This is a genomic window from Nocardia alba NBRC 108234 (genome assembly GCF_001612665.1).
In the GTDB taxonomy this organism is placed as follows: Bacteria; Actinomycetota; Actinomycetes; order Mycobacteriales; family Mycobacteriaceae; genus Nocardia; species Nocardia alba.
Genome location: NZ_BDAX01000035.1, coordinates 81,300 through 99,415, shown reverse-complemented (window position 1 = coordinate 99,415; position 18,116 = coordinate 81,300). Strand labels below are relative to the sequence as shown.

The window sequence follows — 18,116 nt, the reverse complement described above, 5'->3', positions numbered from 1 at the left end:
GACGCTATGGTCGAATATCGACAGCAGGAGGGTGTTATGTCGAACGACCATCAAGGTAACAACGATGGGACGGGGAACGGGGTCGCGGTGGGCGCCCCTGTTCTCTCGGACCCTGTTCTCTCGGACCCTGTTCTCTCGGACGGAGCGCCGCTGAGTCCGGCGCCCAGTGCGGGCGATATCCGCGCGTTCGAGGCGGTACTCGCGCCGCTGCGGGCGTGGACGAGTCCGAAGTTCTACGGTCTGGAGAATATTCCGGCGCAGGGACCGGTGCTGATCGTGGCCAACCACAATCTGCTCGGCGCGATCGATGCGCCACTGCTCCTGCCGGAGATCCTGCGCGTGCGCGGCAGGCTGGTGCGCGGCCTGGCCGAGCACGTGCTGATGGTGCCCGGCGTGCGGGATTTCCTGCATCATTTCGGCGTGGTCCGCGGCACGCGCTCGAACTGCCTCGCGCTGCTCGAGCGAGGGGAAGCGGTGGTGGTGTTCCCCGGGGGCGGCCGTGAGGCGATCCGCCGCGCCGGCGAGAAGTACGAGCTGAAGTGGGAGGGTCGCACGGGTTTCGCGCGGATGGCGATCCAGGCGGGCGTGCCGATCGTGCCGCTGGCGATGATCGGTATCGACGATGCCTACGACATCGTCTTCGACGGCCAGCACCCGGTGATGTCGCCGCTGCGCTGGACCTGCCGCCTGCTCGGCATCAATCCTGAGCTGAGCCCGCCGCTGGTGAAGGGCGTCGGTCCGACGCCGTTGCCCCGCCCCGAGCGGTTCTACTTCTCGGCGGGCGCGCCGATCGACCCCACGCCGTGGCTGGAGGCCGACGATCTCGACGGCGCGTCCGCCGATCTGCGGGATGTGGTGCGTAAGGGGCTGGAGGAGGAACTGCAGTTCCTGTTCAACGAGCGTGACCGCGACCGCGGCCGCACGCTGGTCGGCCGCCTGCGCGACGCGCTGCCCTGGTGACCGCCATCGCCTGATCGGCGCCGACAGCCGCACTTGTGGGGGTGCGGAATGCGCGCGGCGCCGATTCCGTTACCCAGTTATGCGGACCAGGGTCCGGATAATGAGAGGGTGGCGATGACCGTGACCGAACACGTCCAGGTCGTGCCCGGCGCCGACCGCAGGCGCTGGCGCAACGAATGGCTCGACTCGCGCCAGTCGTTCCCGGTCACCGGCAACTTCGTGCTCGAGGACCACGCGCACGGGCTGCTGCTCGTGCACAACGAGGACATCGTCGACCCCGGCGAGGGTTTCGATACCCATCAGCACCGCGATACCGAGATCCTCACCTGGGTACTGGAGGGCACCGTGGTGCACCAGGATTCGGCCGGACACTCGGGCCTCATCCGTCCCGGCCTCGCGCAACGGATGAGCGCGGGCACGGGCATCCTGCATTCGGAGCGCAACGGGGCGGGCTACCGGGAGAAGGAACGCCTGCATGTGGTGCAGATGTGGATCCCGCCGGACACGACGGGCCTCGCCCCGAGTTATCAGGAACTCGATATCGAAGGTGAACTCGCCCGCAACGCGCTCGTGGCGGTGGCATCCGGGCTGCCGCGCCATCGGGGCGAGGCAGCGATCGGCATCGGCAATCGTCATGCCGCCTTCCATGTCGCGCGGCTGGACCCGGGGCGCACGATCACGGTCCCCGACGCGCCCTACGGTCACGTCTTCCTCGCGCGCGGCACCGCCGACTACGAGGGCTACGGCACCCTGGAGCAGGGCGACGCCGTCCGCCTCACCGCCACCGGCGGCCACCGCGTCACCGCGCTGACCGCCGTCGAGCTGCTGATCTGGGAGATGACCGAGACCGCGCGCCGCTAGACCTTGCGGATCACAGTGACGACCTTGCCCAGAATTTGCGCGTCGTTGCCGGGGATGGGTTCGAAGTGCGGGTTGTGCGGCATCAGCCACACGTCCTTGCCGCTGCGCTTGAAGGTCTTCACGGTGGCCTCGCCGTCGATCATCGCGGCGACGATGTCGCCACCCTCGGCGACGTTCTGCTGGCGCACCACCACGAAGTCGCCGTCGCAGATGGCCGCGTCGATCATCGACTGGCCGACGACCTTGAGCAGGAACAGCGAACCCTCGCCGACGAGTTCGCGCGGCAGCGGGAACACGTCTTCCACGGCCTGCTCGGCCAGGATCGGGCCACCGGCGGCGATCCGGCCGAGGACGGGGACGAACGTCGGTGTCGGGCGGCTCGGGTCGACCTCGTCGGTCTGCTGCGGCAGTGCGGTGACCGAGTGGACCGCCTCGTCGAGCCCGCGAACATTCACCGCGCGCGGTCGATTCGGATCCCGGCGCAGGTAGCCCTTGCGTTCCAGGGCGCGCAGTTGATGGGCCACCGAGGAGGTGGAGGTGAGACCGACGGCGTCGCCGATCTCGCGGATGCTGGGCGGATAGCCGCGTTCGGTCACCGAGGAACGGATGACATCGAGGACCGTGCGTTGACGCACGGTGAGATCCGTTCCGGATCCCGATGTGACGGTGCCGGTGCCGCTTTCGTCACCCGTGTCGTCTGTGTGGGTCACCGTGTCCCGCCCTTCCAGTTGTCGAATTCGCCATCTCGAGGCTAGTCGTGCCACGCCGAACTATCAAACATCTGTTCGAGCATGTCGGGCGTTTCGTGCTGACAGCAGCTCGGGGATCTGGTAGAAATCGAACATCAGTTCATCGCACAGGTGTTCGAATACCGGGAGGCATTGCCGCCTCATCAGCACTTTCTCGCAGCAGTGGAGTACACCACCCCGGAGGTTCTTCCGATGAGCACAGCAACCAGCGCCCTGCGTACCGACGAGCCGGAGCCGATGCTCCGTCGGCGCCGGACCGCCCGCGCCCCACGTCCTTTCGCGGTGGTCCGATCGGCGATGCCGCGGCGGGCGGGCGCCGAACGGCACGCCGCCGAAGCGTCGTCGACCGAGTCCATCTCACTACCGGCCCCGCCTCGGCCCGCTCCTACGCACGCGCCGGCGGAAATCGTGCGCAGTATCGTTCGATCCGGCGTCCTGAGCGCGCCCGCGAACGCCCTGCCCGTTGTCGAACCGGGCGACATCGTCCGCGCCCCCCGGCGGATCGAACTCACCGACGCCGAACTCGATCTCGCCTTCGCCACCGTGCCCCGCGCCACGCCTGCGCACCGAACCCGCGACCTCGTACGGCCGCCGGCCGATCGCGGTCCGCGGCACCACGCGCCGCGCAGTGAACTCTCGCTCTACGCCCGCGGTCCCGTGCGCGCGGGACGTGCGCGAGGCGTCCATCCGCTGCGCCGGGTAGAGCAGGCCAAGGTCGGATTGGCCGCGCTGGCCGTCACGGCGCTGATGACCGCGCTGATCGTCGTGGCTTTCCTCGGGCTGGCGCATGTGCGTGCGGGCGGTTTCGTCGACCGGGTCGACTCGACCACCCCTGGCATTTCCGGGCAGGCGGGGTTCGGTACGCAGCTCACCCCGGGGCGATGAGTCGAATATCGCTGCGCGGACAATATTTTCGCGGCGCTGCCGGAAGTACGGCAGATCGGCGGTATCGACGAATCGCGTCCTGAAACTAGAACACGTTGCTACGGTGACGGGCATCCTGAATCGGGGCGGTGCCCCGATCGAACTCGGATGTGAGGTTTCGGTGCGCCGCTGCTCGATCGTTGTACTGCTCGTTGTACTGCTCGGTGCGCTACTGGCTCCCGCCGCGCACGCGGCTCCCGCCTACCTCGCCTACCTCGACCTGCCCACGCTCAACGGTGACGGCGAATACGGCGGCGGTCTGCACCCGGAGCTGCCCTCGACGCGGCAACCGCTGCGCGACGCGCTGACCCAGGCCCGTGCGGACGGCATCGACCCCACGCGGTACGCGACGCTGCTGCACCAGTACTGGCTCGTCGTGGCTACCGACAACGCCGCGATCGACCTCGACGCCTGGGCACCCGAGCGCGGCGTCGCGGCCAATTCCACCACCTTCAGCCAGGTGTATGTGAACTACTTCCGCCTCGCCGCCACGCGCTCCGATCTCTACTGGGCGGGCATGGCGGGCATCGCGGGCGCGTCCTTCGCCGCCGGCTTCTTCGACGTCGGCGATATCGGCGGCGTGGTGTCCGTCGGCGGGATACACGAACTGGGCAACGTCGTCGCCGACCTGCTGGGTGCCACCCCGCCGGAACTGCGCACCGGCGTCCCGGCCGATATCACCGACCTGGCCGTCCGCGCCCCCAGTCTGACCGCCGCCGACCTCGCCTGGTATCAGACGCGGCTGGCGATCATGCAGAAACACATCTTCATCGACCTGGTTCCCATGCACGAGGCCTACCTCGCCGACGGGATGGCGGGCATCGACGAGATGCACGCGGCCGGCCTGCTCGACGACGGCATGCGGGCGGCGTGGACGGGGATCGACGGCGGCACCGAAGCGGGCCGCGCCGCCGCGCTGGTCGCCATGGCCGATCGGGAACAGAACCAGATCGTCGCCGACCAGTGGGACGCGACCGCACGCGGTCGCGGCGGCATGGGGCGAGTGCTCACCTATGTCACCACGGTCGCGGGCAAGCCCGCCGTCCCCGGTACCCGCGCTCCCGGCGTGTACGCCCCGGTCACGGTGTGGTCGCCGGTCGCCGCGGGGCGTCCGCTCGGCCTGCGGACGCCGCTGCCCGCGTTCAATTGGGCCGACCGCGAATCTCGCTGGGATTACATCACCGCCGACCTGCTGCCGCGCCATCTCGAGCTCGCGACCGACGCGGCACGCGCGGCGACGGTGTATCGCGAACCGTTCGCCGTCAAACTCGACCGGGGCCGGATGCTCGCCCGACTTCCCGACATCATCGCGGACCTGACCACGCAGTGGCAGCTTGTGCCATCCTGACCGGTATCCTGTCAAGAGCCATGGAATAGAAATGCGCATCGACGAAGGAACCCTCGGATGCATTGCCCGTACTGCCGACACCCCGACTCGCGCGTCGTCGACTCGCGGGAAGCCGAGGAGGGTACGGCGATCCGCCGTCGTCGTTCCTGCCCGAGCTGCGCCCGCCGATTCACCACCGTCGAGACCGCGGTCCTGTCGGTGGTCAAGCGCAGTGGCGTGACCGAGCCGTTCAGCCGGGAGAAGGTGATCGTCGGTGTGCGCCGAGCCTGCCAGGGCCGCGAGGTCGACGACGACGCCCTGAACCTGCTCGCCCAGCAGGTCGAAGACGCGGTGCGCGCCAAGGGATCTCCGGAGGTGCCGAGTCACGAGGTCGGCCTCGCCATCCTCGGCCCCCTGCGCGACCTCGACGAGGTGGCCTATCTACGCTTCGCCTCGGTGTACCGATCCTTCACGAGCGCAGCCGATTTCGAACGCGAGATCACCGAGATGCGGGCTGCTCGCGCGGCCGCCGCGGTCGACTGATCCACGTCCCTGCCGCGCCGGTCAGCGTCGGATCGAGCCGATCGCCTTCTCGATGCGCTTGGCCGACACCGGATACGGCGTGCCCAGCTTCTGGGCGAACAGGCTGACGCGCAGTTCCTCGATCATCCACCAGATCTCGGTGACCTCGCGCGCGTTCTTGCGCGCCGGGGGCAGCGCGCCAACGAGCTTGTCGTAGGCGGTGAGCATCCGGTCCACCTCGACCATCGCCTGCCGGTCACGCACCGCCGACCCCGGCAGTGCTTCCAGGCGGTGGGCCGCGGCGAGCAGGTAGCGTGGGAGTTCGCGTAGCCGCACCCGGCCCCATTCGGCGACGAATCCGGGAAACAGCAGGTCGTCGAGCTGCTGACGCACATCGTCGGCGATATCGGCTTCGAGGGTGTCGGCCAGCGCGGCCCGCGCCTGCTGGGCGGCGGCCAGCACGGGCACGACGGTACGGATCAACGCGACGACCGCCGTCGACAGCTGCGGGCGGACGGCGGCCACCAGCGCGTCGAACTCCTGCGGCGAGCGAACCGGGCCGCCCGCCTTGGCGATCAGTTCGTCGGCGGCGGCGCTGCGGCAGTCCTCGACCAGCTTGTCCAGGGAGCCGTCGGGGTTCTGACTCAGTGCCAGTCGATCGCGAGCGGGCAGTCCGGCGGTGACCGCCCGGGTCGAGGTGGGGATCGCGGCCAGGAGCAGGGTGCGCACACCGGCCCGCATCGCGGCGGCCTGTTCTCCCGGTGAGCTGAGCACCCGCACCGCCACCCCTTCGCCCTCGGGAACGAGCGCCGGATAGCCGGTCACTGTCTGACCGGCGACTTCGCGGCTCACGGTCGGCGCAACCGAACCGAGGGACTCCGAGGTCCACACTGTCGCGGGCGCGCGTTCGGCACCGGCGGTGGCGCGGGCCACCGACGCCGAAACCTGTTCGGCCAGTTGTGCTTTCAGCTGCGGCAGGCTCTTGCTCTTGGCGAGTACCTTGCCGTCGCGATCGACAGCGGCGAAGGTCATCCGCAGGTGATCGGGCAGCGCCGTGGGGGAGAGATCGTCGGCGGTGATGGTCACCGAACCCAGTCGCGACAGCTCCCGCGACAGTCCCGTGCGCAGCGGTTCGGCGCGCGGGGTCAGCCCGCGTAACGCCGCCGACGCGAAGTCCGGTGCGGGAACGACCGCGCGCCGCAAGGTTTTCGGGAGCGTTTTGATGAACGCGGCGGCCAGTTCCTCGCGCATCCCCGGCACCAGCCAGTCGAAGCCGACCGCGCGCACGTGCGCGAGTTGTTCCACCGGGATCCGCGCGGTGACGCCGTCGTCGTCTCGGCCCGGCTCGAACTGGTAGGTGAGCGGAAAGCTGAGTTCACCCTGCCGCCACGCGTCGGGGAAATCGGTGGGGTCGAGGGCGGCGACACCGGCATTGACCACGGTGTCGGTCGAGAAGTCCAGCAGTGCGGGGTCGGCGCGTTCGGTCTTGCGCCACCAGCTGTCGAAATGGCGCACCGACACGATGTCGGCGGGAATTCGCTTGTCGTAGAACTCGAAGAGCACTTCGTCGTCGACGAGGATGTCGCGGCGCCGGGCCCGATGCTCGAGGTCGGCCACATCGTCGATGAGGGCGCGATTGCGGGCGAAGAACCCGTGCCGCGTCTGCCATTCACCCTGTACCAGGGCGTGGCGCAGAAACAGCTCGCGCGACTGTTCGGGGTCGATGCGCCCGAAGTCGACGGGACGCCCGGTCACCAACGGCACCCCGTACAGCGTGGCGCGCTCGTAGGCGCGAGCCGATCCGCGCTTGGCCGACCAATGTGGTTCGGAGTAGGTCCGTTTCACCAGGTCGCCGGCGAGCCGTTCGGCCCACTCCGGCTCCACCTTCGCCGCGATCCGCCCCCACAGCCGCGAGGTCTCCACCAGTTCGGCCGCCATCACCCAGCGTGGCGCCTTCTTGGCCAGCGACGACCCGGGAAAGATCATGAACTTCGCGTTGCGCGCCCCGAGGAACTCGCGCGATTCCGCCTCGCGGACGCCGATATGCGAGAGCATGCCCGCCAGTAGCGACTGGTGGATCTGGGCACTCGGCCACGGCATCGCATCCTCGTCGGCGGAATCCGAAGACGCCCGAAGGGATTTCACCGCGGCCCGGCCGGACTGCCTGCCACGCTGGGCCGGCTCGTTCCCGCGCCGCGCCCCGTCGTTTCCACGCTGCGCCGTGTTGTTTTCGCGCTGCGCCGGCTCGGTTCCGCGCTGCGCCGGGTTGTCTCCGTGCTGTGCTGCGTCGTTCCCGCGCTGGGGCCCGTCCTTCCCGCGTTGCCCCACGTCGGGTCCGCGGCCACGGGATCGTCGAGGCTGTCCGCCCTGGCGAGAGCCCTCGCCCGCTGCGGATCGGCCCGCTCCGGAAGCCGGCGCCTCGTGTTCGGAATTCGCCCGTGCGCCCGGGTCGTTCCAGCCCATCCCGCGGGCGATGGTGCGCAACTGACCGTGCAGGTCCTGCCACTCCCTGATGCGCAGGTAGTGCAGGAACTCGTCGCGGCACATCCGGCGGAACTGGTTGGACGACAGCGACTTGCGCTGCTCGGTGAGGTAATCCCACAGGCGCAGGTAGGCCAGGAAGTCCGAGCCCTCGACGACGAAGCGCGCGTGCTGGGCGTCGGCGGCCTGCTGATGTTCGACGGGGCGTTCGCGCACATCCTGGATCGACAGCGCCGCCACGATGATCAGCACCTCGTCGAGGCACCCGTTGCGCTGCGCCTCGACGAGCATTCGCGCCATCCGCGGGTCCACCGGCAGCTGCGCCATCTCCCGCCCGATCGGGGTGAGCGTGAGGTGCTTGCCCGAATCCGTGTCGCCGTCAACGGATTTCGTGCTGCCGTGCGCCAGCGCGCCCAGCTCTTCGAGCAGCGCGATTCCGTCGCGGATGGCCCGACGGTCGGGGGCCTCCACGAACGGGAAGCTCTCGATATCGCCCAGTCCCAGCGCCGTCATCTGCAGGATCACGGCGGCGAGGTTGGTGCGCAGGATCTCCGGCTCGGTGAACGCGGGCCGCGCCTCGAAATCGTCCTCGGAGTACAGCCGGATACAGATGCCGTCCGCCACACGGCCGCAGCGACCCGATCGCTGCCGAGCCGAGGCCTGCGAGACTTCTTCGATGGGTAGCCGCTGCACCTTGGTGCGCATCGAATAGCGCGAGATGCGCGCGGTGCCGGGGTCGATGACGTAGCGGATGCCCGGCACGGTCAGCGAGGTCTCGGCGACATTGGTGGCCAGCACCACCCGGCGACCGGTATGCGGGGCGAACACCCGGTGCTGCTCGGCGGCCGACAAGCGCGCGTACAGCGGCACGATCTCGGTGCGGGGCAGTTTCAGATCGCGCAGGGCGTCGGCGGTGTCGCGGATCTCGCGTTCGCCCGACAGGAATACCAGCACATCGCCGTCGCCTTCGGCGAACAGCTCGACAACTCCGTCGGCGATGGCGTCGGTGGGGTCGCGGTCGACGACACGGGTGTCCTCGTCCTCGTCGGATCCGGGCAGTTCCAGCGACAGCGGCCGGTACCGCAACTCCACCGGATAGGACCGGCCCGACACCTCGACGATCGGCGCGGGTGTGCCGTTCGCGTCGGCGAAATGGCGGGCGAACAGTTCGGGATCGATCGTCGCCGAGGTGATGATCACCTTGAGATCGGGACGGCGCGGCAGCAACTGTTTCAGGTACCCGAGCAGGAAGTCGATATTGAGGCTGCGTTCGTGGGCCTCGTCGATGATGATCGTGTCGTAGCGGCGCAGCATCCGGTCGCGCTGGATCTCGGCGAGCAGGATGCCGTCGGTCATCAGTTTGACCAGCGTGCGATCGGAAGCCTGATCGGTGAAGCGGACGGTGTAGCCGATCACGTCGCCGAGTTCGCCGCCGAGCTCGTCGGCGATGCGTTCGGCCACGGTGCGCGCGGCGAGCCGGCGCGGCTGGGTGTGCCCGATGGTGCCACGGATACCGCGACCGAGTTCGAGGCAGATCTTCGGGATCTGGGTGGTCTTGCCCGAACCCGTCTCACCGGCCACGATCACGACCTGGTTGGCGGCGATGGCGGCGGCGATATCGTCGCGACGCGCGGAAACGGGAAGTTGTTCCGGGTAGGTGATCTGCGGAAGCGCCGCGCGGCGGTTGGCCACGCGGGTGGCGGCGGTGGCGATCTCGGCCTCTAGTGCGGGCAGATCGTCGGGGCGCGCACGGTCGAGCTTGCGCTGGAGCCGATGTTCGTCGCGCAGCGAGACCTCCGCCAGGCGGGTGCGCAGCGCGCGGGTTCCGGTGCTAGCTGTCCTGGTCATTGCGCCTACCAGCCTAGCGAAGCCCGCCACCGGTTTTTCCCGCGCGTGTCTGCCCGGCATACTCGCCGAGACCGACGACACACCACAGCACCCACCCGTCGTGGTCCGCGCGTCGGGGCCCCACCACGGGACGCGACGATCTTGCGCGCACGAGGTCCCGGTCGGGGGCCCTCGCTCATGCGAGGATCCGGGAATGCGCGCCCGGCTGGCGCTTCGCGTCAGCACGCGGGTCGCCCGACCCTGTGAAAGGCACACAGCATGAGCGCATCGGTGCGAACGGCGTGGTGGATCAGGGCCTACCGGCTCGGTTTCGGGCTGCTCGGAATCGTGGCGCTGGTGTGGATACCGTTGCGCAACATCGACTCGGCGACGTTCTCGCTCACGAATTTCCTGAGCTACTTCACCATCGAGTCCAATATCGCGGCCGTGCTCGTGTTGCTGGTCGGCGGCCTGGCAGCGCCGCAGAGCTCGCGGTGGCAGATCCTGCGTGGCGCGGTCACGCTCTACATGCTCATCACGATGGTCGTCTACGCGGTCCTGCTGGCGAATGTCGACGTGATGCTCGTGGACCGGTGGATCAACGACATCCTGCATCGCATCCTGCCGCTGGTCCTGCTGTTCGACTGGTTGTTCGTCGCGATGGCGCGACGCCTGCGACCCACTCCCGAGCTGATCGGTCTGTGGCTGATCTTCCCGGTCGCCTACGGCGTCTACAGCCTGATCCGCGGCCCGATCGCCGACTGGTATCCGTACCCGTTCATCGACCCACGGACGCAGGGATACGTGTCGCTGACGATCGGGTTGGCGGTGCTGCTCGTGGTGTTCGTGGTACTCGCGGTCGCGATGGCGAGCCTGGGCGATCTGCCCGCTCGGTGGCGCGAACGCGAGTCGGCGGGCTGACCCAGCGGCGGGCCCGGCACGCGCCGGTCGGCGTGGTGGGGTAAATGTGGAGCCATGAATGCGCTCTGGCACGGATTCGCCGACATGGGTGCCGTCGATCGTGACGGTGCGTTCGTTATCGCTCGCGGTGAAGGCGCTCATGTCTTCGACACAGCGGGCACGCGGTATCTCGACGCCACCGCCGGGCTGTGGTTCGCCAACGTCGGCCACGGCCGCGGCGAGATCGCCGACGCCGTCGCCGATCAGCTGCGCACCATCGCGCACTACTCCAACTTCGGCGACCTCACCGAGGCGCCCACCCAGGAACTCGCCGAGAAACTGTCGTCGATCGCTCCCGTGGCGGGCAGCAAGATCTTCTTCACCTCCGGTGGCTCCGATTCGGTGGAGACAGCGGCCAAATTGGCCCGCCGCTACTGGCACGAACAGGGCCGTACCGACAAGAAGATCCTGGTCGGTCGCCGGTTGGCCTACCACGGCATGCACTACGCGAGCACCTCGCTCGGCGGTCTGACGCCGAACAAGGAGGGCTACGGCGTGCTGGTCGCCGACACCCGCACGGTCGAATGGGACGACGCGAAATCACTGCTCGCCCTGATCGACGAGGTCGGCGCCGAACAGATCGCCGCGTTCTTCTGCGAACCGATCATCGGCGCGGGCGGGGTGTACCTGCCGCCCGAGGGTTACCTGGCCGAGGTCCGCCAGATCTGCCGCGAGCACGACATCCTGTTCGTCGCCGACGAGGTGGTCACCGGGTTCGGCCGCATCGGCGGCTCCTGGTTCGCCTCCACCCGCTTCGATCTGCGGCCCGACCTGATGACCACCGCCAAGGGCCTCACCTCCGGTTACCTCCCGATGGGCGCGGTCTTCATCGCCCCGCACCTGGCCGAGCCCTTCTTCGCCGGCGGCACCTGGTTCCGCCACGGCTACACCTACGGCGGTCACGCCGGTGCGGCCGCCGCGGCCCTGGCCAACCTCGCCATCATCGAGCGTGAGGGTCTGCTCGAGGAGGCTGCCCGCCTCGAGTCCACGTTGCACACCGCGTTGGCACCGTTGGCCGAGCACCCCCGCGTCGCCGAGATCCGCAGCGGTCTCGGTGCGGTGGCGGCCGTGCAGCTCGTCGACCCGTCCGAGGGGCCCGCCCTGGTGAAAACCCTGCGCCAACACGGCATCTCCGGCCGCGCGGCCGGTGCGGGCGCCATGCAGATCTCGCCGTCGTTCGTCATGACCGATGCCCAGGTCGCTGAACTGGCCGACGGATTCGCCCGCGCCCTCGGCTGATTCGGCTGTCGATCCACACCGGACCTGTCGGCGAGACCCGTTGGTGGGCCCGGACTGGTACGAGGCCGCCGCGCTCCGTGCGGGCGAACACGGGTATCGGTGGTGGTGAGGCGGACGCGATACCGCCACATTGCGCCGATGTCCGCATGCGGGATCAGCCGGGTACGAGCCGCAGGGTGAAGAATCGGCTCAGCGGGTCGGCGGAGTAGTCGCCGAACGGGCCGCATTCGGTGAAGCCGTGGCGCAGGTAGAGGCGGCGGGCCGGGGCGAAGAAGTCCTCGGCGCCGGTCTCCAGGCTCAGCCGCCGGTACCCGCGTTCTCGGCCCACCGCGACCAGGTGGGCGAGCACGGCGGCGGCCACCCCGCGCCCGGTGTGTCCGTCGGCGGTGCGCATGGACTTGATCTCGGCGTGCTCGGCATCGAGTTCCTTCAGCGCGCCGCACCCGAGGAGGTCGTCGCCGGTCCACGCGCTCCACACCGTGACCGCCGGATCACGCAGGGCGGTGAGGTCGAGGGCGTGCATGCTCTCGGCGGGGGAGGTGTCCGCCATTTCCGCGTGATGCGCGGCCAGCAGGGCAGCGATAGCGGCGCCGGAGAGATCATCGGCCACCACCCGGAGTCGGCCGACCGCGCCGATCGGGTTGTCGGTCATCAGTCCAGTTTGCGGGTCGAGCTCGACGCCCGATGCACCGGGTCGGTTCCGCCCGGGGCGATCTCACCGGGGCGGCGAACGGAGGGACACCTCCGTCGGATGCGCGCGACCTCGGAAAACAGCCCGTGGCCCCCGCCGGGATGCGAGCATGGTGGGGCGGGTGTCGACTCGAAAGTGGTGGGGTGTGGCCGATTTCGTGGAGCAATACGCGTTCGTCCGGTGGCCGGTGGTCGTCGCGTTCGTGCTGGCAGCGCTGATCGTGGCGACCCGGTTGATCAGGCGAACCCCGTCGACATACCGGGTCGATACCGCGTCCGACAGCGCGCACCTGCTCATGTGCCTGGTCATGCTGGTGATGCTGGTGTTCCCCGCCGCCACCGACCCGCACGCGATGCGCGGGCTGCTGACCGCCCTCACCGTGGCCTTCGCGATCCTGCTCGCCGAACGTGTGCGGGGGTGGCGCGCCGGTTCGGCGCCCGACGGGGTGCTGGCGCTGGGCTACCACACCGTCGCCGCCGCGGCGATGCTGTACGCGATGGCCGGGCACACGGCGGCGCACGGCGCCGGCGGGGCGAGGTGGCCAGCCCTGGTGCTGGCGGTGCTGTTCGGCCTCGACGCGCTGCTGGCCCTCGGGTCGGCTGGTCACCGCTCACGCTGGCATCGCTTCGTCCATCCCGCCGGTTCCCACCCGCTGACCTCGGCGCTGGTGCCCCATGTGGTGATGGATATCGGGACCGCGTTCATGTTGATCGCCGCGATCGGGCGGTGAATACCGATCCACAACCGCTCGCGCTGCGAATTGCCTTAGTGCGGGCAGGAATTCGACGATGAGCGGGCAGCGCGGTCCCCAACCGCCACCGGGGTCGCGCGGCGGCGGTGCGCGGGTTCCGCCGATCCGGTCCGGTGCCGACGATCGTGAGGAGATGCGCGCGCTCTACCACGCCACCGGCGCCGCCGCGTTCGGGCTGGCCCTGCGGGTGCTACATCGCCGCGGTGCCGCCGAAGACGTTGTCCGCGAAGGCTATCGCCGTGCGAGATCGGCGCAGTGGATCGCCGCCGAGGACGACGCCGACCGGGAACCCGATTCGCCCACCACGGAATCCGGGGAAGACGCGATGACCGCCCCGTTGCCCCTTCCCGGGCCGGACCTCGGGACACCGTGGGGCCGTTCGGCGTTCGTCGCGACCGAGCAGCGGTCCGATCTGACGCCCGACTACGGTGCGATGGACATCGCCTTCGGCCGTGGCATCGTCTACTCACCCGACGGTTCCCGCCCCCTCGACCGTGTCGACGACTCCAGTTCTCGGGCCTCGGATCATCTCGTCGACTGCTCTGTCTCAGGGCGCGAGAGCGCAGATCCCCGCGACCGACGACCGCACTCGGATCACGCGTGCGAGGCCGCAGGCCAGGACGGCGTCGGAACCGACCAGGTCGGAGCCGACCTGCGGAGCTTCGGCCCTGCCGAGGTCGACCGACCGGGCGCTGCCTACCCCGGCATCGACTTCGAACATCTCGGGCGCGACCATGCCGACGCGCCCGGCCGCGACAGCCCGGCGTTCACCGCCGACCAGTCCTGGCTCCTGGCCCAGATCCATCGCCTCGCGGTCCAGCGCCTGCGCCTGGACCTGCGCGGCGACGACATGCCGTGGCTGGCAGCCGCGGCCAGACTCGGCTTCGAGGACCCGCTCGACAGCCACTGCGAGATCTTCGTCCTCGCCTACTACGGTGGCCGAACCTACCGCGCCATCGGCCGCGAACTGGGCATGCGGGTACCGATGGTCACGAGGCTGCTGGCCGAGGGCATCGAACGGCTCGCCGAACAGCGGATTCCCCGGTGGACGGCCAAACAGCCGTGGAGCCCGCCCGGCTCGGTGCTGTCGCTGGCCGACGCCTACGCGCTCGACGCGGTCGCCGAACTCGAACACCACCACATCGAGAACAAACTCGCCGCCACCACGCCGGACAGTCTGTCGCAGTTCGCCACCCGGGTACGTGGGGTGCACGATGTGCTCGCGCTACTGGCCGCGGACGACCAGCACACCCCGCCCCGCGCACTCGAGACCCGCATCCTCGCCGATCTGGGCACCGCGCCGCAGCGTCGCGGCCACTGGACGGCCAAACCGCCGTGGCTGCGCCGCTTCGGCGGTCAGCCGGAGGGTTAGAGCACCACCACGTGGTCTTCGGCAACGCGTCCGCCGAGGCGAACCCACCCGTCGGAGTCCCACTCGGTGTAGAGCTGTGAGCCTTGTCCCTGGGTGATGATCAGCCCGCGGCGCAACTGCGCGGTGAGCGCCACCGCCGCCGCACCGGTCGCCTCGTCCTCGGCGATGCCCATCGCGGGCGCGAACATCCTGGCGCGCAGCGCGCCGCGTGACTCGTCGGTCCAGGCCCAGAAGAAATGCTGGCCGTCGGTGAAGTCGACGGGTGCCAATGCCGCTAGCTCGTCGACCGAATCCAGTTGCTGGAAGGCGAATTTCGGCGCCCACTCGGCGCGCGCGGTGATCCAGGTCAGTCCGTCGGTGCGGTCGACGGGCACCGTCCCCGCGGGCACCCGCAGGGTGTGCACGGGCGTGCGCCGCAGATCGAGCCACCACGCTGTGCCGACAGTGGGATGCCCGGCGAAGGGCAACTCCACGACGGGGGTGTAGATGCGCACGTCGGCGACGCCGTCGACAGGGTCGGAGACCACCGTGGTCTCGCTGAATCCCAGCCGTGCCGCCAGTTCCTGCTTGTCGAGGGCGACGACGTCGTCGGAGCGGGCGATGCCGAGCGCATTGCCGAGATTTCCGGCCGGATCGGTGAACACTCGGACGACCTCGACCTGGATGTTCGGGGTATCGGGCACATCATGTGCGTTCATGATCGCGAGCCTACCGGCCGCGCGGCGGCGCCCATCGAACCGCGACGGGCCCGCCGCGAGCACGGCGGCGGCCCCGACCCGGAATCCGGATCGGGGCCGCTCAGCGCCTGAAAAAGGGTGCGAAAGGCGACGAATCAGACGGCAGCCGAGGCCAGCGCCTCGGTGGACGCCACCGCCTGGCCGACACCGGCGACGATCGCCGCCGCACGCAGCGACTCGAAGATCACCTCGCGTGACACACCGGCCTCGCGCAGGGTCTTCTCGTGCGCCTCGAGGCAGTGCGCGCAGCCGTTGATCGAGGACACCGCGAACGACCACAGCTCGAAGTCGGCCTTGTCGACGCCGGGGTTGCCGATGATGTTCATCCGCAGACCCGCGCGCAGATCGTCGTAGCGACCGTCCAGGAACGCCTTACCGCGGTAGAACACGTTGTTCATGCCCATGATCGACGCGGCGCCCAGCGCCGCGTCGTACGCCTCGGCCGAGAGCACGTCGGCGGCCTCTTCGGCGATCTCGCGCAGGGTGGTGTCCGAACGCGTGGCGGCGGCCGAGGCCAGCAGGGTGCCCCACAGCTGCTGCTCGTTGAGCACCGTGGTGCGTGCCAGCGACGACAGATTGAGCTTGAGGTCCTTGGCGTACTCGGGAAGAGAGTTCTTCAGGTTCTCGATGCTCATGACAGTGGGGCTCCTCTGGGATGTTTCGGTGGAAAAGGGTGAATCAGACGCTGGCCGAAAGGAGTTCGCCCACGTTGATCGTCGGGTCGCCCTTCTTCCAGTTGCAGGCGCACAGCTCGTCGGACTGCAGGGCGTCGAGCACGCGCAGCACCTCGTCGACATTGCGGCCGACCGAACCGGCGGTCACCGAGACGAACTGCACCTCGTTGTTCGGATCCACGATGAAGGTGGCGCGATCGGCGACCCCGTCGGCGTTGAGAACGCCGGTGGCGATGGCCAGTTCACGCTTGAGGTCCGACAGGATCGGGAAGGGCAGGGTCTTGAGATCCTCGTGCTGGGCGCGCCACTGGAAGTGCACGAACTCGTTGTCCACCGAGGCGCCGAGCACCTGGGTGTCGCGGTCGGCGAACTCGTCGTTCAGCTTGCCGAACGCGGCGATCTCGGTCGGGCACACGAAGGTGAAGTCCTTGGGCCAGAAGAACACGATGCGCCACTTGCCCGCGTGGTCGTCGCTGGTGATCTGGGTGAAGTAGTCATCGGGCTGCTGTGCGTCGACCTTGGAGAGGTCGCCTCCGATGACGGCCTTGAGGTTGTATGCCGGGAACTGGTCGCCGATGGTCAGCAGAGCCATGCGTCGTCTCCTCATTCGTGGTGTGGGGTTGATGTGAGCCTACTGAAAGGTAAAGCCGATTGCTGGACGTACACTGATAGGCGTGAGCGATCAGACTTATCAGCCAACCCTGTCGCAGCTGCGTGCGTTCGTTGCCGTCGCCGAATACCGGCATTTCGGCACCGCCGCAGCGCGTTTGACTGTGAGTCAACCCACGTTATCGCAGGCCCTGGCATCACTGGAAAACGGACTCGGGCTCCAGTTGATCGAGCGCAGCACCCGTCGCGTGTTGGTGACGGCCGCCGGGATGCGGTTGCTGCCGCAGGCCATCGCGACGCTGGAGGCGGCCGAGCGATTCGTCGCGTCGGCGACGGGCGACACCCTCGGCGGCACCTTGCGCGTGGGCATCATTCCGACCGTCGCCCCCTATGTGCTGCCCGAACTGCTGCCCGAGTTACGTCGCAAGCTGCCCGGGGTGCTGCCCCAGGTGGTCGAGGACCAGACCGCGCGGCTGCTGGACGGGCTGCGCACGGGTGTGCTGGACGTGGCGGTGCTCGCGCTGCCGACCGAGGCCAACGGCCTCGTGGAGATTCCGCTCTACAGCGAGGAATTCGTGCTGGTCACCCCGCGCGGTCACGAGCTCGCCGGCCGCACCGACCTGGCCGCGCCCGCGCTCGCCGACCTGCCGCTGTTGCTGCTGGACGAGGGTCACTGCCTGCGTGATCAGACCCTGGACCTGTGCCGCTCGGCCGACGTGCAACCGGGGACGGTCGGCGATACCAGGGCCGCGTCGCTGACCACGGTGGTGCAGTGCGTGGCGGGCGGGCTCGGGGTGACGCTCATCCCGGAGATGGCGGTGGCCGCCGAGACCACGCGCGCGAGCCTGGACACCGCCCGCTTCGCGGCCCCCGCTCCGGGCCGCACGATCGGGCTCGCCTATCGGGGGTCGTCCGCGCGCGCCGCGGACTACGAGTACCTCGCGGCGGTCATCCGGTCCAAGCGGCCTTTCTGATCTGTTCGAGCGACAATCGTCACCGACATCGTGAATTGTATTTCGCGCAGTGGTTTGTTCATCCCTCGCCCGTGGAGTATGGGCGGGGATTCTGCGGCGATAAATTTCCCTACTTCGGCCGGTCAAAAAATTTCGTCAGCTAACTATTGGCATTCTTTTGTTTGGGGGATCCGGTAGTCGGATGGGGAGTCCTGAGTCTCCCGCTGTATTCGATGCCCAACTGATGCTGGCGCGTTCGAAACAGGCCACGCCGTAGTTCGGTATTTCGCGGTCGACCGTGGGGTGGTGGACCCGTCGGCAGCGTGCACGTGACTGATCATCGGAACCTGTTTGCCGCATAGCCGCTGGTACACCGGTTCGTGCTCTGTTGTTGTCTCCCCATGGCCCCCACGACACGGTATAGCGATCATGGCGGCGCGGCAAGGGTCTGTGAAAAATTTGCTGATCGATTCTGAATC

The 18,116-nt window shown here is 68.8% G+C and carries 16 protein-coding genes; 10 read left to right on the top strand and 6 right to left on the bottom strand.

Going from position 1 to position 18,116, the window contains the following annotated elements; all coding sequences use genetic code 11:
- Nucleotides 1–36: 36 nt before the first annotated feature.
- A complete protein-coding gene (locus NA12_RS29655; RefSeq protein WP_084473204.1) occupies nucleotides 37–960 on the top strand; it encodes a lysophospholipid acyltransferase family protein in 924 nt (307 codons plus the stop codon).
- A 114-nt stretch (nucleotides 961–1,074) separates the two neighbouring features.
- A complete protein-coding gene (locus NA12_RS29650; RefSeq protein ID WP_067458871.1) occupies nucleotides 1,075–1,821 on the top strand; it encodes a pirin family protein in 747 nt (248 codons plus the stop codon).
- Here the strand turns inward: NA12_RS29650 and lexA are convergent.
- Nucleotides 1,818–2,531: a transcriptional repressor LexA gene (gene lexA / locus NA12_RS29645; RefSeq protein ID WP_067458868.1), complete on the bottom strand. Its 714-nt coding sequence runs from the start codon at nucleotides 2,529–2,531 to the stop codon at nucleotides 1,818–1,820. The genes NA12_RS29650 and lexA overlap by 4 nt on opposite strands.
- A gap of 231 nt (nucleotides 2,532–2,762) precedes the next feature.
- On the opposite strand from lexA, the gene NA12_RS29640 reads away from it, so the two are divergent.
- The 3 genes from NA12_RS29640 to nrdR all read left to right on the top strand — a co-directional run bounded on the left by NA12_RS29640 (nucleotide 2,763) and on the right by nrdR (nucleotide 5,364).
- Nucleotides 2,763–3,455, top strand: coding sequence for a hypothetical protein (locus NA12_RS29640; protein ID WP_132370433.1), 693 nt, complete (start codon nucleotides 2,763–2,765; stop codon nucleotides 3,453–3,455).
- 103 nt (nucleotides 3,456–3,558) lie between these two features.
- The gene (locus tag NA12_RS29635) at nucleotides 3,559–4,842 is read left to right on the top strand and encodes a hypothetical protein (RefSeq protein ID WP_307188365.1); all 1,284 of its coding nucleotides are present in this window, start codon (nucleotides 3,559–3,561) and stop codon (nucleotides 4,840–4,842) included.
- A 57-nt stretch (nucleotides 4,843–4,899) separates the two neighbouring features.
- On the top strand, nucleotides 4,900–5,364 hold the full coding sequence (gene nrdR / locus NA12_RS29630; RefSeq protein ID WP_067458862.1) for a transcriptional regulator NrdR: 465 nt from the start codon (nucleotides 4,900–4,902) through the stop codon (nucleotides 5,362–5,364).
- A gap of 21 nt (nucleotides 5,365–5,385) precedes the next feature.
- On the opposite strand, the gene hrpA is transcribed toward nrdR, so the two are convergent.
- Nucleotides 5,386–9,672 (bottom strand): ATP-dependent RNA helicase HrpA, encoded by a 4,287-nt coding sequence (hrpA, locus tag NA12_RS29625; protein ID WP_067458860.1) that lies wholly within the window; start codon nucleotides 9,670–9,672, stop codon nucleotides 5,386–5,388.
- A gap of 258 nt (nucleotides 9,673–9,930) precedes the next feature.
- Between hrpA and NA12_RS29620 the strand changes: the two genes are divergently transcribed.
- The gene (locus NA12_RS29620) at nucleotides 9,931–10,572 is read left to right on the top strand and encodes a Pr6Pr family membrane protein (protein ID WP_067458857.1); all 642 of its coding nucleotides are present in this window, start codon (nucleotides 9,931–9,933) and stop codon (nucleotides 10,570–10,572) included.
- 54 nt (nucleotides 10,573–10,626) lie between these two features.
- Nucleotides 10,627–11,850 carry an aminotransferase family protein gene (locus tag NA12_RS29615; RefSeq protein ID WP_067458854.1) on the top strand — a complete coding sequence of 408 codons (1,224 nt, stop codon included), beginning with the start codon at nucleotides 10,627–10,629 and terminating at the stop codon, nucleotides 11,848–11,850.
- Between the two features lie 154 nt (nucleotides 11,851–12,004).
- Here the strand turns inward: NA12_RS29615 and NA12_RS29610 are convergent, their stop codons facing one another.
- Nucleotides 12,005–12,502, bottom strand: a complete 498-nt coding sequence (locus NA12_RS29610; RefSeq protein WP_067458851.1) for a GNAT family N-acetyltransferase — start codon at nucleotides 12,500–12,502, stop codon at nucleotides 12,005–12,007.
- 160 nt (nucleotides 12,503–12,662) lie between these two features.
- Here NA12_RS29610 and NA12_RS29605 point away from each other — a divergent pair, with 160 nt between their 5' ends.
- Entirely contained in the window at nucleotides 12,663–13,271 is a 609-nt protein-coding gene (locus tag NA12_RS29605) for a DUF5134 domain-containing protein (RefSeq protein WP_165914891.1), read from the top strand.
- Nucleotides 13,272–13,329: 58 nt separating this feature from the next.
- Nucleotides 13,330–14,664, top strand: a complete 1,335-nt coding sequence (locus NA12_RS29600; protein WP_067458845.1) for an RskA family anti-sigma factor — start codon at nucleotides 13,330–13,332, stop codon at nucleotides 14,662–14,664.
- On the opposite strand, the gene NA12_RS29595 is transcribed toward NA12_RS29600, so the two are convergent.
- The 3 genes from NA12_RS29595 to NA12_RS29585 form a co-directional block, all read right to left on the bottom strand.
- Nucleotides 14,661–15,362 carry a PhzF family phenazine biosynthesis protein gene (locus NA12_RS29595; RefSeq protein WP_067458935.1) on the bottom strand — a complete coding sequence of 234 codons (702 nt, stop codon included), beginning with the start codon at nucleotides 15,360–15,362 and terminating at the stop codon, nucleotides 14,661–14,663. The genes NA12_RS29600 and NA12_RS29595 overlap by 4 nt on opposite strands.
- 134 nt (nucleotides 15,363–15,496) lie before the next feature.
- On the bottom strand, nucleotides 15,497–16,036 hold the full coding sequence (locus NA12_RS29590) for an alkyl hydroperoxide reductase (RefSeq protein ID WP_067458842.1): 540 nt from the start codon (nucleotides 16,034–16,036) through the stop codon (nucleotides 15,497–15,499).
- A 43-nt stretch (nucleotides 16,037–16,079) separates the two neighbouring features.
- A complete protein-coding gene (locus NA12_RS29585; protein WP_067458839.1) occupies nucleotides 16,080–16,667 on the bottom strand; it encodes a peroxiredoxin in 588 nt (195 codons plus the stop codon).
- An 82-nt stretch (nucleotides 16,668–16,749) separates the two neighbouring features.
- On the opposite strand from NA12_RS29585, the gene NA12_RS29580 reads away from it, so the two are divergent.
- Complete coding sequence (locus NA12_RS29580; protein ID WP_067458836.1) at nucleotides 16,750–17,658, top strand: hydrogen peroxide-inducible genes activator; 909 nt, start codon at nucleotides 16,750–16,752, stop codon at nucleotides 17,656–17,658.
- Nucleotides 17,659–18,116 lie beyond the last annotated feature (458 nt).